This is a genomic window from Mesorhizobium sp. M0030 (assembly GCF_040323695.1).
Taxonomy (GTDB): domain Bacteria; phylum Pseudomonadota; class Alphaproteobacteria; order Rhizobiales; family Rhizobiaceae; genus Mesorhizobium.
In genome coordinates this window covers 23,929-39,975 of the sequence record NZ_JAMYVE010000008.1, presented here as the reverse complement: position 1 = coordinate 39,975, position 16,047 = coordinate 23,929, and the positions used below count along the sequence as shown (strand labels likewise).

Annotated in this window: 13 protein-coding genes; 3 read left to right on the top strand and 10 right to left on the bottom strand. The window is 60.9% G+C overall.

Annotated features, from left to right (window positions below):
* Positions 1 to 20 precede the first annotated feature (20 nt).
* Positions 21 to 1,562, bottom strand: coding sequence for an amino acid ABC transporter permease/ATP-binding protein (locus tag NKJ80_RS17225; RefSeq protein WP_023820869.1), 1,542 nt, complete (start codon positions 1,560 to 1,562; stop codon positions 21 to 23).
* Between the two features lie 94 nt (positions 1,563 to 1,656).
* Positions 1,657 to 2,499 carry an ABC transporter substrate-binding protein gene (locus NKJ80_RS17220; RefSeq protein WP_023823606.1) on the bottom strand — a complete coding sequence of 281 codons (843 nt, stop codon included), beginning with the start codon at positions 2,497 to 2,499 and terminating at the stop codon, positions 1,657 to 1,659.
* A gap of 212 nt (positions 2,500 to 2,711) precedes the next feature.
* Between NKJ80_RS17220 and NKJ80_RS17215 the strand changes: the two genes are divergently transcribed.
* On the top strand, positions 2,712 to 3,806 hold the full coding sequence (locus tag NKJ80_RS17215; protein ID WP_023667753.1) for a LacI family DNA-binding transcriptional regulator: 1,095 nt from the start codon (positions 2,712 to 2,714) through the stop codon (positions 3,804 to 3,806).
* A 177-nt stretch (positions 3,807 to 3,983) separates the two neighbouring features.
* Here NKJ80_RS17215 and NKJ80_RS17210 read toward each other — a convergent pair whose 3' ends face one another.
* The 8 genes from NKJ80_RS17210 to NKJ80_RS17175 all read right to left on the bottom strand — a co-directional run bounded on the left by NKJ80_RS17210 (position 3,984) and on the right by NKJ80_RS17175 (position 12,523).
* The gene (locus tag NKJ80_RS17210) at positions 3,984 to 5,402 is read right to left on the bottom strand and encodes an NAD(P)/FAD-dependent oxidoreductase (RefSeq protein ID WP_031243865.1); all 1,419 of its coding nucleotides are present in this window, start codon (positions 5,400 to 5,402) and stop codon (positions 3,984 to 3,986) included.
* Positions 5,399 to 6,262: a PfkB family carbohydrate kinase gene (locus NKJ80_RS17205; RefSeq protein WP_352498005.1), complete on the bottom strand. Its 864-nt coding sequence runs from the start codon at positions 6,260 to 6,262 to the stop codon at positions 5,399 to 5,401. Before NKJ80_RS17205 ends, NKJ80_RS17210 begins: the two co-directional genes overlap by 4 nt.
* Positions 6,259 to 7,113, bottom strand: a complete 855-nt coding sequence (locus NKJ80_RS17200) for a sugar phosphate isomerase/epimerase family protein (RefSeq protein ID WP_352498004.1) — start codon at positions 7,111 to 7,113, stop codon at positions 6,259 to 6,261. The genes NKJ80_RS17205 and NKJ80_RS17200 overlap by 4 nt, the downstream gene beginning before the upstream one ends.
* Before the next feature lie 21 nt (positions 7,114 to 7,134).
* Positions 7,135 to 7,995 carry a carbohydrate ABC transporter permease gene (locus tag NKJ80_RS17195; protein WP_023686871.1) on the bottom strand — a complete coding sequence of 287 codons (861 nt, stop codon included), beginning with the start codon at positions 7,993 to 7,995 and terminating at the stop codon, positions 7,135 to 7,137.
* On the bottom strand, positions 7,992 to 8,951 hold the full coding sequence (locus NKJ80_RS17190; protein WP_352498003.1) for a carbohydrate ABC transporter permease: 960 nt from the start codon (positions 8,949 to 8,951) through the stop codon (positions 7,992 to 7,994). Before NKJ80_RS17190 ends, NKJ80_RS17195 begins: the two co-directional genes overlap by 4 nt.
* 11 nt (positions 8,952 to 8,962) lie before the next feature.
* Positions 8,963 to 10,285, bottom strand: coding sequence for an ABC transporter substrate-binding protein (locus NKJ80_RS17185; protein ID WP_023686870.1), 1,323 nt, complete (start codon positions 10,283 to 10,285; stop codon positions 8,963 to 8,965).
* A 28-nt stretch (positions 10,286 to 10,313) separates the two neighbouring features.
* Complete coding sequence (locus NKJ80_RS17180) at positions 10,314 to 11,327, bottom strand: SIS domain-containing protein (protein ID WP_023729125.1); 1,014 nt, start codon at positions 11,325 to 11,327, stop codon at positions 10,314 to 10,316.
* A gap of 173 nt (positions 11,328 to 11,500) precedes the next feature.
* The gene (locus tag NKJ80_RS17175; RefSeq protein ID WP_023753931.1) at positions 11,501 to 12,523 is read right to left on the bottom strand and encodes a LacI family DNA-binding transcriptional regulator; all 1,023 of its coding nucleotides are present in this window, start codon (positions 12,521 to 12,523) and stop codon (positions 11,501 to 11,503) included.
* Between the two features lie 1,012 nt (positions 12,524 to 13,535).
* Between NKJ80_RS17175 and NKJ80_RS17170 the strand changes: the two genes are divergently transcribed.
* Positions 13,536 to 14,615 carry a substrate-binding domain-containing protein gene (locus tag NKJ80_RS17170; RefSeq protein ID WP_023692318.1) on the top strand — a complete coding sequence of 360 codons (1,080 nt, stop codon included), beginning with the start codon at positions 13,536 to 13,538 and terminating at the stop codon, positions 14,613 to 14,615.
* Positions 14,616 to 14,978: 363 nt separating this feature from the next.
* On the top strand, positions 14,979 to 15,971 hold the full coding sequence (locus tag NKJ80_RS17165) for a substrate-binding domain-containing protein (protein WP_023704355.1): 993 nt from the start codon (positions 14,979 to 14,981) through the stop codon (positions 15,969 to 15,971).
* Positions 15,972 to 16,047: the final 76 nt, after the last annotated feature.

Sequence of the window (16,047 nt, the reverse complement as noted above, 5' to 3'; positions counted from 1 at the left end):
CTTGAAGGGCTCATGCGTGATCAAAGCACTTCGGCAAGGAAGTGCTTCAGACGTGGGCTTTTCGGCGTGTCGAAAATCGCTGCAGGCGTGCCGGCCTCGATGATGCGGCCTTCATCCATGAAGACGACCTGATCGGCGACCTTGCGGGCGAAGCCCATTTCATGTGTCACCACGACCATTGTCATGCCGCGCCGGCCGAGATCCGCCATGAGGTTGAGCACGCCCTTCACCAGTTCGGGATCGAGTGCGCTTGTTACCTCATCGAACAAGATGACCTCCGGGTCCATCGCCAATGCACGAGCGATTGCCACACGCTGCTGCTGGCCACCGGAAAGGCTCCCTGGACGGTGGTGTTTGCGGGTCGCAAGCCCGACGTCGGCAAGGCGCGCCTCGGCGATGCGCTCAGCTTCCTGTACAGGGAGCCCCTTTACCTTGGTCAGCGACAGCATGACGTTTTCGAGCGCGGTGTGGTCGGGAAACAGATTGAACTGCTGGAAAACCATCCCGACACGCCGGCGCAGTTTTTCAGGCTTCATCGCCAGGATGCTCGCACCATCGAGCAACACCTCACCGCCCTTGGGCTCGACCAGGCGGTTGAGGCAGCGCAGCAGGGTCGACTTGCCCGAACCTGATGGGCCGATCACGCATGTGACCGTGCCAGGCTTGACTGCCATGCTGACGCCTTTGAGAACATCGAGGTCGCCATAGGCCATGTCGAGATCGGTGATGGCGAGACTGCCGCCCTTGAAGCGGGGCAGCGCTGAGCGGGCATCAGAGCCGGCCTCCGAAGGTGCACTGCCGGTGGCGCCCTCCAGTTCGCTCACTTCGGCCAGGCCGCTGATGACGAGGCCGGCCTTTTGCTTTCCGACCCGCAGCGAGTTGTCGATGTAGTTGACCACATGGGTCAACGGCACGGTGATGACGAGATAGAACACGCCGGCCAGAAGCAATGGCGAGAGGTTTCCGGTGACCACTGCCTGGTCCTGACCGACACGGAAGATCTCGCGCTCCGAGGCGAGCAGACCGAGGAAGTAGACAAGGCTTGAATCCTTGACGTTGCCGATGAACTGGTTGACGAGGGCCGGCAAGACGCGGCGGATGCCTTGCGGGATCACGATCAGGCGCATGCCTTGGCCGTAGCTCATGCTGAGCGCCCTGCAGGCCTCCATCTGCCCGCGCTCGACGCTCTGGATGCCCGAGCGGAATATTTCGCCGATATAGGCGCCGGCGATCAGGCTCAGCGCAAGAATGCCGAGCGGAAAGGGCGAAGGGCCGAAGATTTCACGGCCGATGCGGGCAAAGCCCTGGCCTATCAGCAGGATGGTGACGATCGCCGGCAGCCCACGGAATATATCCGTGTAGACCCGCGCCGGAATGCGCAGCCAGCGCGATTGCGAGATGCCCATGACCGCCAGGATCATGCCGAGAATGACACCCAGCACCGTCGACGCGGCGGCGAGGATCAACGTGTTCTTCAATCCGATGGTGATCATGCTGGGCAGCACGTCCGCCATGGCCTGCCAGTCGAGGAAACTGCGCCGCAGGTTTTCGAGCCAGTTCATTTGCCCCCCTTTCGGTTGCGCTATTCACATCGTCCGCATCAAGGACGGCGGCGTAATCCGGCCGCCGGCATGAGAGCCAGCGGCCGGGTACGGTCTACTTCTTGGGAAGATACTGGTCGGGCATCGGCGAGCCGGGGAACCACTTTTCATAAAGCGTTTTCCAGGTGCCGTCCTGCATGGCCTCGTGAAGGGCGGTGTTCAGCGCATTGCGGAGCTTGTCGTTGCCCTTGCGCAGGACGAAGCCGGCCGGCGCGTCAAAGGAAGGAATATTGACCGCGATCTTCAGGTTCGCATAGCGAACGCCATAGTCCTTGGCGGCCTCGTAATCGAGGAAATGGGCATCCACTGTTCCATTGTTAAGTGCTGAAACGGCGGAGTTGTTGTCGGGGAATTTGACGAGATCGGTTCCGACAAAATTCTTCGCCGCGTAGATTTCCTGGAGCGTGCCTTGCACGACGCCGAGACGTTTGCCCTTGAGCCCGTCCGCCGACGTGATCGACTTGTCGGCGGTAAGCACGGAGAGATAGCCTGCGATATACCCGTCGGAAAAGTCGACGGTCTTCTTGCGTGCTTCCGTCGTGCCGATTGCCGCGACCGCGACATCGAAGCGCTCGTTTGCAACCGAAGGCATAAGCGCCGAGAATTCCTGGCCGGTGAAGATCACCTGGTCGGGCTTGAATCCAAGGCGGCTCGCCACGTTGCGGAACAATTCGATGTCGAAGCCGGTGAACGACCCATCGGCCTGGGTGAAAGCGTAGGGTTTGGCATCGCCCATGGTTCCGACGCTGATGACCTTCGCATCAATGAGGCCATAGGGATTGTCATCCGCGGCGGCCGCTCCTGAAACCAGCGCGGCGCCGACGCACATCGCCATAAGAGCCATTGCGCCGGTTCTGACCGGGCACATCAACGACTTGAGAATTTCTTTGCTGCTCATGTCTTTCTCCACTCTGAAGGTCTGTTCTTCTTGGTATTCCGTCGAGCCGCCATCTGGCGCCCCGACATGCCCTTGACGAGATTACGGTCCGTCACGCCTCTCGGCTCCACTCCTTTTAAAGAGACCGGTCTCATATTGCGTGAGACCGGTCTCTTTGTTAATCGTTATCGCCACGTTGACCTCCCGTCAACAACTCTTGTAGTCGTCATCCGATGAAAAGAACCGCCCCCAAGACCCCGTCGATAACGGTCAGCGACGTCGCCCGCGCGGCCAACGTTTCGAAAGCGACAGCCGCGCGCGTGCTCGGCGGATACGGCGTCGTCAGCGACATGATCCGCGCGGAAGTCATGGCCGCGGCCAAGGCCTTGGACTATCGTGCGAACGAGCTCGCCCGCAGCATGACGACCGGCCGCTCCGGCATCATCGGCGTGGTTGTCGGCGACATCGAGAACCCGTTCTTCAGCCTCGCGGTACGCGGCATCAGCGACGCGGCAAAGGCAGCCGGGTTCAACGTCATCCTGGCCAATTCCGGCGAGAAGATCGAGGCGGAAAAGGCGGCCGTGAAACTGCTCATCGGCAAGCGCGTCGACGGGCTGATCGTCACGCCGTCGGAATCGCGCGACATCGCGCACCTGCGCGATATCCACCGCTCGGGCCGACCGCTTGCCCTGCTGGATAGGGCGCTGGCAGATCTGGATGTCGATACGGTCACGACCGACGATCGCGGCATCGCCATGCTGGCGACCCGCTTTCTAGCCGATGCCGGCCACCGCAACATCGCCTATGTGACCGCGGTCGACGCCGAAGGGCACGAGTACCGCGATCTCGGGCAGATCTACACCTCGTCGGTCCGTGAGCGCATCGACGGTTTCCTCACCGTGTGCCGAGAGGCCGGACTTGATCGGCCAGAACGCTTTGTTCGCCTTGGCGCGACAAGCCCCACCGAAACGCGCAGGGTTGCCGGCGAGATGCTGTCGGCGCCGGATCGGCCGACGGCGATCCTCGCCTCCGACAGCGTCATTGCGCTGGAGATCTTCAAGGTGACCCGCGAGCGCGGCCTGCGGGTTCCCGACGACATTTCGCTCATCACTTTCCATGATGCGGACTGGACGAGCGTCACCACGCCGCCCATCACCGTTATCGACCAGCCCGTCTACGCGCTTGGCAAGAGCGTCGCGGAATTGCTCATCCGGCGATTGAAGGGAGATTCCCGCCCGGCGGAAAGGCTCGTTTTGCCGACCGCCATCATTGCACGCGGATCCGTTGGCCCGCCCTCGGATGGAAAGCCACAAGTGCGCCAAGCATAGGCCTGGCGGCGGTACGGCCCACATGAATACGTTAGAACAAGGTCGACGCACTCCGCTTTAAGAATGTACGTCGATCAACCCAGCAAACACCCTGATCGCAATGCCGCGTCCACCGTCATCGGGACGGCACGTGCCGGCTCATGGTTTGAAGAGCGTGACGATGAGCCAGATGCCCGGCTACTTCTTGCGCCTGCCTGGCTTCAGGGCCGCCAAAAGACTGCTGATCCTGCCGGCCTTGCGGTTGCGGATCTCGGCCTCGTTCTTGCGGCGCACCGCGGCGCGGACAAGTCTGGCGCCGAGATAACGCAAAGGCTCGGGCGGCAGCGACATGCGCCGCTCGATGCCGACCAGACCGCTTTCGCTCCAGCGATCCTTTCGCTCGAGCACCAGGCTCGCCAGAATGCGTCCGGCTATCGGCGTCTGCGCGATGCCGGTGCCGTTAAATCCCATGCCGTAGAAGATATTGGGATGATCGCGCAGGTGGTCGAAGACAGGAACGTGTTCAGGCACGCAGTCGATCGGCCCCGACCAGTCATATTCGATCGCCACACCGCGCAGCGACGGGTAGACCCGATGCAGCTCTCGCATATTGTCGCGGCCGTGCTCCGGGCTGCGGTTGAAGCTGGCGCCGAAATTTCCACTGAAGGCGACGTTGCCGCTGCCACGACCGAAGACCACCCTGCCCCCGATGGTGCGCTGGTAGTAGAGCACCTGGGCCTGGGAATCGCAGATCGAGGCACCGTCGCGCCAACCGATGCTGTCGAGCAGTTCGGGAACGGCGGCAGTGGCAATCACCTCGCTGCCGACGACATAAAGATGTCGCCGCAGTTCCGGCAGCGCGGAAAGCCAGGCGTTGGCGGCAAGCACGATTTTGTCAGCCCGTACCGCGCCATGCGCCGTGCGCACCGTGCATGTCATGCCGGGTTCGATGGCGAGGACCGGGCTGCGCTCATGGATGATGACGCCGCGTGCCAGTGCCAGCTTGCGCAATCCGATGGCAAGTTTGGCGGGATGGACCGTGCCGGCAGTGGTCTCGACGACGCCGACATAGGAGGCCGATGAACCGGTGCGGCGTTGAATGTCCTCGGCTGTCAGCGGGCTGAAACGGTTTTCTCCAACAACCGCCGTCAAGGCCACGGCGGTCTCCCAGGCGCCTTCCTGCGCAATGGAGCTTGCTGTCCACAACCATCCGTCCAGCCTCAGGTCCATGTCTATGGTGCCGTTTTGCTGCAGCGTCTTCAGCTCCGCGATCGATGCCACCGTGTCGGCGCACAGCAGGCGCGCTTCCTCGAGACCGACGACCGCACTGATCTGGTCGATTTCGGCGAACCATGAATGGACCTGACCGCCGTTGCGCCCCGAGGCCCCCGATCCGCACAGATCGGCTTCAAGGATCACCACCCGCGTTTGCGGCGCAAGTTCAAGGATCCGCAGCGCCGTCCACAGACCGGTATAGCCGCCACCGACGATCACCACGTCGGCGCGCTCGTCGCCTCGCAATGGCTCGGTCGCAGGGGCGGCGGCAATGTCCTGCAGCCAAAACGACCGGTCAGATGCAAGCGCGACCGCAGGCTGCCGCAAACGAACTGTACTCACGCTTGGGCTCCCTGCGCATCGACAATGAAGCTGGCATATTTGGCTGGCAGCCAATCGGGTATCGGACGCGGTCTCTGGGGAAACCCGCCAAGATGGGTGCAGGTCTGCGCCGCCGCGATCGACGCCCTGTGCAATGCCTCCAGGGCGCCGAGGCCGCCGAAATGGAAGCCGGCGAGGAAAGTGGCAATGAAACTGTCGCCGGCGCCACACGTATCCACGACATCGACAAGCGTCGCCGGCGCATGCACGACATTCGTGCCATCGTCGAAGTAGGAGCCGCGTCGACCACAGGTCAAAACTACCTGCCTTGCGCCGGCCGCCCTGAGCGCGCCCAGCGATGGCTCGATGGGAACATCGACATCGTCCGGTCCGGACGCAAACAAAAGCGGGACACCGTCGAGCGGCAGCGCCATATGGGCGGTCGATAGATCGATGCTGAACGGCACATGGTCCGCCACCAATCGTTGAACAAGGTGCTTGTTGGCGTTGGTGCCGAGATGCACCCAGTCGGCCGCGGCGATGACCGCATAATGCGCGGGCGCCGGCATGTAGTTTTCGCCCACACCGAAGGATTCGTGCAGGAACTTCCGGTCGCCGGATTCATCGCGCAGCAAGGTGACGGCCGTATCGCCGGGAAGCCGTTCGACGTCGTCCGGAGATAGGCCGGCACCTTGCAGTTCGGCAAGCACCACGTCGCCTTCGGGATCGTTCCCGACGGCGCCGAAATAGCGCGCGGACCAGCCGTTGCGCCGCCATTGCGCCGCGACATTCAAGGCATTGCCGCCCACCGTCATCAAGTTGTTGGTCAAATAGGCATCAAGGCAATTGTCCCCGACCGCGATAAGCTTTTTCGACCTCATGCCGGCACCGTTGCGCGATCGATATACGGCGCGATGGCGCCAAGGCAGCGTGTCCAGGCTTTTACCGGATCGAGCGCGTAGGAGCCGTTGCCGAACGGCTCGAAGGTGAACTTACCGGCATAGCCGAGGCGCGCGAGTTCGCTGACATAGTGGTCGAGCGGCAGCGTGCCCTCCCCCCACACCAGATGCCCGCCTGGCGTGCCGTCGACCAGATGAACATGCGCCAGCCGCGAGCCGAACAGGTCGACATAGCCGGCCACGGTGTCGCCGGCCGTGGCCATGGCGACAGTGTCGAGCACGATATCGATATTGCCGGCGCCCACCTCATCCAGCATTTGGCTCAGGCCTGCCGCATTATTGACGAGGTTGCTCTCGAACCGCTGCAACGGCTCGAGCAGGCAGCGCACCCCGTTTGCGGCGGCGCGCCGGGCGATCTCGCCGATCGAACCGACCGCGCGGTCCCATGCCGGTTGCCGGGGTTCGCTCTCGTAGCCCCGGCCGGGCGTCAGGAAGAGATAGCGGGCGCCAAGCGCCGCGCAGATGTCGGCTGCACGCCAAAACCGCTCGATGCTGTCCTGGCGCAGTGCGGCGTCGCCGGAGGCAATGTTGATTGGATACAACACCTGCTCAGGCGTAAAGCACCAGGCCGACAGCTCGTTGTCGGCGAGTACCCGGCGAACGGATTCGACACGTGCGTCCGTGGCGTGGAACAGGTCCAGATGCTGGGCAATCCCCCACAGCTCGATCTCGCGCAGGCCAAAGCCTCGGATCGTCCTGGCGACCTCATCGAAGGGGAAGTGCTGGAAGCTGAAATTGGCTCCGATCAGCTGATGAGCAGCGAGCTGCGGCATGAAGGCTCCTTTCGGGAATTGTTATTTGCCGATGCCTTCGGCCAAGCCACGGATGAAGTAGCGTTGCGCGCCAAAGAACACGATCACGATAGGCAGCGCCGAGATCGTCATGGCCGCGAACACCACGGCATAGTTGGTCCCGTGGGTTGCCATGATCGACGTCAGTCCGACCGGCAGCGTCTGCACATCCGAGCCGCTCGTGAAGATCATGGCGAAGAGATATTCGTTCCAGGCGAACAGGACGTGCAGGATGACGCAGGAAATGATGATCGGCCGGCACAGCGGCAAGGTGATGCGCCAGAAGATCTGACCCTCGCTGGCGCCATCCATCGTCGCCGCCTCGTCGATGTCTTCAGGCAGATCCAGCATGTAGGCGCGGATGAGGAAGGTGGTGAACGGCACACGGAACGCCGTGTAGAGAATGATCAGCGCCCAGTAGGTGTTGTAGAGACCGAGCGCCTGCAACATCTTCACCAGTGGAATGATCGCCACCGTGGGGCTCAGCATCAAGCCGCCCAGAACGATGGCGATAACCAGCGGCTTTGCCGGCATCTTGGTGCGGGTCAGGCCGAAAGCCGTCCAGGCGCTGATGAGCACGGTGCATATGGCCGAAGCGACGGTCACCAGCACCGAGACTGTCACGTAGCCACGCACGCCCTGGTTCCACGCTTGCACGTAATTGTTCCACGACCAATGGGTGGGCAGGGCGAAGGGATCGCCGAAGATCTGCGCATTGTCCTTGAAGCCGCTCAGCGCCATCCAGATCAGCGGATAGATGACGACGACACCAAGGCAGACCAGGAACGAATAGAGCAACGTCCTGGCGATGACCGACCACACATTGACGTGCCGGCTGCGACCGGCTGCGACCATCGCACTCATAGCTGCACCCGGCGGCGCTTGGTGTACCAGAGCTGTGCCGCACCTGTGAGCATGGTCAACATGAAGATGACGGCGGCGATCGCCGCGCCATAGCCGAAATTGTCCTCGATGAAGGCCTTCTGGTAGAGCCACGTGCCCAGCACCTGGCTGCTGTTGTTGGGCCCGCCTGCGGTCATCACCATGACCTCGTTGAACACCTGGAACGCGCCCGCGATGGTGACGATGATCATCAACCCCGTCATTTCCCGGGTCAGCGGAAAGGTGATGCTCCACAGGCGGCGAAGAGGACCCGCGCCGTCGATCGTTGCGGCATCGTAGAGGTCGCGCGGGATCTTCTGGATGGCGATGGCGAACAGCAGCGTCGAATAGCCAAAACCCTGCCATTGGCTCATGGCGATGATGGCATAGATGGCGGTGTGCTCATTGCCGAGCCAAGGCATGACGAGCTGGCTCAGTCCAACACGGCTGAGCGCGGCATCCAGCAAGCCGATCTGCGGCTGGTAGATGAAATAAAACAGCAGGCCGGTCACCGTGATCGAGATTGCCGACGGCACGAAATAGACGGCGCGCCACAGCCGGCGCCAGCTTTCGCTTTTCAGGTCCTCGATAATGGCCGCCAGCAGGAACGCGCCGAAGACCTGGAAGATGACGGAGATGAGAGCGTAGAGGCAGTTGTTCCACAGCGCCAGCAGCACGACCGGGTCATGCAGCAGCCGGTCGTAGTTGGCGAGGCCGACATTGGTGACCTCGCCGGTGTAGATGTCCTGGTCGGTGGTGCTGACGATGAAATTGTCGACGATCGGATAATAGACGAACCAGCCGATGAGGATGAGCGCGATCGCCGCCCATCGCAACGACAACAGGTTGGCGAAGCAGGCCCGCCGGCTCTTTGGCCGTTGCGGCCTGGCGACGCCGATGTCGGCGCCGCTGTCCACTGTGTCCGAGGCCCTTGCCATGCTCGCCTGCTTTATTTGGCCGCGGATGCGGCTTTGCGCACCTCGTCCATCACTTGCTCGGGCGTCATCGAGCCGCCCGCCAGCGCCTGCAGGCTGGACAGCCAGACGGCGGCGACGCGCGGTGGGTTGGCCGTATCCAGCCAGGGCATGAGGTATGAGGCGGCGTTGATATCCTTGAGGCCATCGACCACAGCCGCGCTCATGTTCGATTCCGAGGCGCCGCCGATGGTGGCGCTCGGCTGGCCATAGGGTGGCGCAGACAAGACCTGCGCATTTTCCTTCGAGGTCACGAACTTCATGAAATCGATCGCCAGCGGGATGTTCTTCGATGCCGCATTGATCATGTAGCCCTCCGGCGCGCCCTCGATCGACTTGGCGTCACCCTTGGCGCCGGCGGGCACCGGCAGCCGGAAGAATCCGAAATCGGCGGGCTTTAACGCCGACTCCGGCGTGGCGGCCTGATCGAACTCGATGATTTCCTGGTAGTACATGGCCGACTGGGCGTTGGTGAAGGCCTGGAGAGCCGAGGCATAGGATGTGCCGTTGACGCCGGCGCCATCGGTGCAGCGCTCGACAAGCTGGCTGAACTGCTTGAGTGCTGCGACATAGCCTGGATCGCTGTATTGGGCGGTGGCCGGATCGAAGTCGCGTTCCAGCGTTGCCTGCGGCACGTTGTAGGCGAGCAGCTGGCCTGCAAAGTGGATCGCCGGCCAAGCCTCCTTGTTGCCGAAGGAGATCGGTGTCACGCCGGATTTGCGGATGGCGTCGCAGCTGGTCAGCAAGTCCTCGAAAGTGGCGGGTGCCTTGAGGCTGAGCTTGGCGAAGATCTGCTTGTTGTAGCCCATGAACTTGGCATCCTGGTAAAGCGGAATGCCATAGAACTTGCCGTTGTACTGGAACGCCTTGACGGCGGCTGGAGACAGCGACTTGCCCCACTCGGTATCGGCAGCAATGACGGGCGTGAGATCAACGGCGCGATTGCCGCGCACGAAATTGCCACCCCAACTGCCTGTCCAGGAGAAATAGATATCGGGCAGCGAGTTGGAAGCGACCAGCGTCTTGGTCTTGCCCTTCACGCTGTCGTCGCTCTCCTGGATAAGTTCGACCTTCACATCCGGATGGAGCTTCTCATAGGCCTGTGCCAGGTTGACGAAATAGGGCGACAGCTGTTGCAGCCCGAACTTGGTCAGGACCGAAAGCGTGCCGGTGTATTCCACCTTGGCGTTTGGGTCGGCCGTGACAGCCGGCGAAGCGGCGGAACTGCCGCTTATCGACAACCCCAATGATGATACCGCGGCCACCGTGACCGCCACGACTTGCAGCGAACGTTTCATGGATAGCTCCTTCAGAGGTAAGAGGGGATCAATATTCCACGCGTTTGTAGTAGCGACGGGTGGTCAGCGGGTGGTTGCGCAGCACCTCGAGATGGGCGCTCAGCCGCTCGAGCAAGGTGGCGAGCAGAACCGGCGAGATCATGCCGCGGACCTTTGCGGAGATGCCCGGCAACTTGACCGAGGCCGCGTCCAGCGTGCGAACGCGGTCCGTGTAGCGCTTGGCGAAGTTCTCGACCCGGTCGGCCAGTGGCCGAAGGGCATCTTCGCCCTTGAACACGAAAACGCTGACGCCCGGCTCGACCAACTCGAGCGTACCGTGGAAGAAGTCGGCGGCGTGCACCGGGCGGGTGCGAATCCACTGCATCTCTTCGAGGATGCACATGCCGTAATAGTGTGCCTCGGGCCACACCGAGCCGGCGCCGGTGAAGATGTGATAGGTATCGTCCTTGATTGTCTGGGCCAGTTCGGCCGCCCTGTCCTCAAAGGCAGCCTTGGCGTCGGCAAGCAGATCCGGCAGCAGTTTGAGTTCGGCGACAGTGCCATCAAAATCATCATATTCGCCGCGCTCTTCCAGCAGGGCCAGGACGATCAGCAGCGTCTGCAGGTAGAAGGATTCCGACGAGGTGTCGTCTTCGGCGAAGTTCGTGAAATTGTGGTCAGCCTCCCGTGCGATTGGCGTATCCGAATGGCCGGTGAGCGAAATCGTGCGCACACCACGTTTTTTCAGAAAGGCCATGAGCTCGACGCCTTCCTTGGTCGTGCCCGACAAGGACGGGATGACCACCACGGCCTTGCTGTCGAGACCGGCGGGCGGATCGATCACGACCTGCGCCGGATAGGCACCGCTCACCGGGAAGGTGGAACAGCGCTGCGCCAACTCGATCGCGGGCAAGGTTAGAAGCTGCACGCCGCCGGTGCCCATGAAAAACAGCCGCTCGACGCCATCTGCCAGCAGTGTGCGCATCAGTGAGCGAACCTCACCTGCGACGGCGACGGCCCCGCTTTGGATCTTCACGAAGCGGTCCCTATCGAAGTTCAGCATGACGTTTTCCTTGTATTTCGCATGTTACAGGCCTCTAGCCCGCCTTAGGCGTCGGTGGGCCGTCTAGCTCGTTTTCCCGATGTGAGATCGATCTCACAAGCAATAATGGGCACGCAATTTCGCCAATGGCAAGTCCTTTAGACGAAATTCTCCGAAATCGAGGGGTTTGCTCTTTAGCGCACAGCGCGCCGGGCAACCGATCCGCGTACGATCAAGCGGGTCTGAAATCGGGTACGGCGCGGTGCAACCTTTTTGCCGGCAAGCCGCTCCAGCAGGTATCTGGCGGCGAGCGGTCCGATCTCGGAGATGGGTTGCGCCACGACCGTTATCTGCGGATCGGTGAACGTGGCGAGGTTGAAGTCATCGAAGCCAACCACCGACACATCATGCGGAATCGAGAGCCCCATTGAACGCAGGCCAAGAAGCGCGCCTTGCGTCATGAGGCTGTCCACCGTGAACAGTGCGGTCGGGCGATTGCGCCGGCTGAACAGGCGGATCGTGGCTTCGATGGCGTGCTCGACGGTCGAGCGCGATACGCCGATGAGCGCTTCATCGATTGCGATCCCATGCGAGTGGAGCGAGTTTTGGTAGCCAGCCAAGCGTTCCTGTGCCGTAAAGATGCGTGACTCGTCGCGCAAAAGACCGATCCGGTGGTGACCGTTGCCAACCAGATAGTCCACTGCCTCGCGTGCCCCGCCCTCGTTGTCGACGACGACGCTGTCGCATTGCAGGTCCTTTACCACGCGGTCGATGAGCACGATCGGTGCGCCTTCGCGGGCCAGTTGCACGATATGGTGGCTGTCGGTTGCAGACGTTGGGGCAAGGATGAAGCCGCGAATGCTGAGCGAGCGAAGGCTCTCAAGCAGTTCTTTCTCCTGTTCTACATTCTCCTCGCTGCTGGCAATCAGAAGATTGTGGCGGTGCTTGCGCAGTTCCACCTCTATGTCGTGCGCGATTCGGGCGAAGAACGGATTCTGGATATCGCCGGGCACGAAGCCTATGATCGGCAATTGTCCGCTGCGCAGCGCCTGCGCGACGAGGTTGGCCCGATAGCCCAGCCTTTCGGCTGCCTCAACCACGCGGAGCGCCGTCTCGTCGCCAACGTAACCATAGCTGTTGAGCGCCCGGGCGGCCGTGGCGCGCGACACCTTAGCCGCTGCGGCAACGTCCTTTAGTGTGATTCCTTTCTGGGCCACAGGTAACCGTCCTTCTTGGATCTGAACATTGCGTCAGATCATCCTCGGCTCGTCTTGCCGGCATCGTTGTGCGGCATATCGGACGATTCTCAAACTGCGAACATAGCTTTCGCAACTCCTTGCCACCTAATCGAGATACGCGCGCTGTTTGGCTATCTGGAAATTTGATCCACGAATGCACCTACATGTTGTGCAGTCAGTTCATTGCCTTGCACTGCCAGCATACGGCAATGAGTTCACGCCATGGTCCAGGCGGCCTCCCTGGCATCGATCATAACACCGATGGAGACGACTAGCCTTGCCGCCAAACTCGTCCAGCGATTGGAGGCGAGCTTTCAAAAAGGTCGAGCCAGACGCTCAAGGCCCGCTGCACGGAGAGCCATAGGCTGGGAGACTCTGAGCAAATCGGGAATCTGAGTCGCTTGCTCTGAACCGTCGGCATCATGCTGCTAACCGGTTTTGATCCTCCGGGGCTCCGCATTGGCAATAGCGACGAAAATGCTGTCGAGCAGACCCTTGTCGCGGAAGGAACTTGCCAAGCAAGGGCACCTCGGCCAAGTACGCAAACAACGCCCGGAGACGAGGCGCATCCGGCAGCACCCTTTTGGGGCCAGATAGAGACTCAGAAACCCAAAGCTTTCATCTTCCCGCTATTGAAACGGAGGACTCGATCGTGACGCGTGCGCCCGACCATCGCCAACGGTGGGCTCCAAACTGATCGAAACTTCTCGTCGACCTTTGCAAGGTGATTGATCATCGGGGAGACCAAAGCCGAAACACTGGGGTTGGTGTCTCCAGTGACGCTGAACGAAGCTTCAGGGAAAATCCCAAATCTGCCGATTTCCCTGGCGCTGTCATTGCAACGATCGAGACAATCAGGGAGACCGGACCGGAGGCACGAGACGCCGCGTCCTTCCGTGGGGTCGCTCCTCCAAACCGTTTGACGCAATTTAGAGATGTTGCCTTGACCCCGCACTAGCGTCTACTGCATCTCCCAGCGGGAGCGTCACCAATGGCGAGAAAGTCTGTCCGACGCAAGTCAACGATTTATGATATCGCGGTGGCGGCAAAGTCGTCCCCGACCGCCGTCAGTCTCGTCCTCAATGGCTCGTGGCAACAGCACCGGATCAAGGCGGAAACCGCAGCGACCATCCTCGATTGGGCTGAGCGGCTTGGCTATGCTGTCAACCTCAAGGCACGAGGATTGCGGCTTTCCCGATCCGGACTCGCTGGAATGATCTTGCCACATTACCGCAATCGCTTCTTCGCCGGATTGGCCGAAGCCTTTGAAGCGGAATCCCGCGTCCACCGCTTGTGCCCGATCGTCGTCAGCACCCATCGCAATCCTGATAACGAGTTGAGTGTGACGGAAACCCTGCTGGCTCAGCAGGTGGAATTTCTCTTCCTTGCGGGCGTTCGTGACCCCGATCCGCTGAATGATCTGTGCCGGGCAGCGGGCGTCCGGTGCATCAACATCGATCTGCCAGGCCGCCGGGCTCCCTCAGTTGTTTCTGACAACTACGGGGGCGCCAAGGCGCTCACAGAGATCATTGTTCAGAAATTGAAAGAACGAGGGGGCTCCACCGAAGATCTCTTCTTCTTTGGCGGGGTCAGCGATGATGACGCAACACGTAGCCGTTTGCTGGGTTTTCACGATGCGCTGGCAGCGCATGGGATTGTTACGGGCCCGGGCACGATTGACTGCTGCGGATACGCACCGACCAACGCTGCTCGGTCTCTCGCTGCACGATACGCTCAGCTTGGGCATCTGCCCTCAGGTATGTTCGTCAACGGCGTGACCGCTCTTGAAGGAACATTGCGGTTCACTTCGACGCTAGCCTCAAGTGAGCTTGGACGGGTTGTTGTCGGAAGCTTCGACTGGGATCCATTCGCGGCGCATTTGCCCTTCGATGTGACCATGGTCCGACAGAATGTCGAGGTGATGATTGCTGAAGGATTTTCGCTTCTCGAGAATTATTCGATAGACCACTTTCCGCTGGTGACCGTACCGACCAGCTTTGGGCGAACCGGAGAGCATGACGGCGCCCAAGAAGATTGGGATTCGGCATCCAAATCGAGCATCGACCACTAGCAATTCTTTGTCACGAGACATCGTTGCAGAAGTTCAACTCCGTTCATCAGCACCTCGGATCTGGGTAGCACCGCCTCCACCCAAGGCTCGCGGGCGATCGCATGTCGTTCTACGGGTGCAGCCTGAGTGCGAAGGGCGGATCGTTTACATCAATCGAGAAATGTTTTTAGACGCTGGTGGCGTGACCGCCTTGCTAAATCTATTTAGCACCTTGACCGGCCGGCATTCAAAGTCTTTTATGGCGCGTTCTGGGAGGAATGCGGCGCCGAGTGCGTCAATGCCGTCGGGCACAAAGGGGTGGGCCAAACAAAGCCGACATGGGCAATAGGCAACTGAAAAACTCGTCAATCAGGGAGGAATTAAATGTTAGCAAAAACTATACTCGCGGCAGCGTTCGGCGCAGCCCTTTCGGTCGCCACAATGAATGCTGCGCTGGCAAAGGACGTCAAGGTTGGAGTTGTCGTGAAGATCGGCGGCATTCCCTGGTTCAATGCCATGGAAACGGGAATAAAGGAAAAGTCGAAAGAGCTTGGCGACGACGGCTTCATGGTCGGGCCGACCAGCGCCGACCCGGCACTTCAGGTCCGCGCGATCGAAGACCTGATAGCTCAGGGCGTCAGCGTAATTGGCGTCGTGCCGAATGATGCAAACGTTCTCGAGCCGGTTCTAAAAAAGGCGCGCGACACGGGCATCAAGGTCATAACCCATGAATCGCCAGACCAGGTGAACGCTGATTGGGACTTCGAAATGGTCTCGGCCGTTGGTTTCGGTGAGGCCCATGCCAAGCTATTTGCCGAGAAAATGGGCGGCAAAGGCAAGTACGTTGTGTACGTAGGTTCTCTTACTGTGCCCGCACACAATGCCTGGGCCGATGCTGCAATCGCCTACCTGAAGAAGAACTTTCCCGACATGCAGATGGTTGGCGACAGATATGGCGTCGCCGAGAGCGCCGATGACAGCCGAAAGACGGCTCTGGATGTGCTTGCCGCCAATCCTGACCTCGGCGGCTTCCTGACGTTCGGCAGTCAGGGACCGATCGGCGCCGGACGCGCGATCGAGGAGCAGAAGCTTGGTGACAAGGTGGTTCTTGTCGGTTCATTCTCGCCTAGCCAAGGCAGCGCAATGCTCAAATCCGGCATTATTGACGGCGGCTATATGTGGAATCCTCTGGAAGCGGGCAAAGTATTCGTAACGATGGCTGATTTTCTGGCGGGCGGCGGTGAAATTACCGACGGCATGACGATCGAAGGTCTGGGTGTCGTTCACCCTGACTTCAAAACCGGCACCATCATCGTGGACGCTGTGCAGCCTATCACGGTCGAAACGGTCGATGGTCTTGCAGCCCTAGGGCTTTAGATGGCGGACCATGGCTGGCGTGCCGGGGTGGCAAATCAATCCCGGCACGCCCCATCCTAGTCATTTCAGAAGGGCC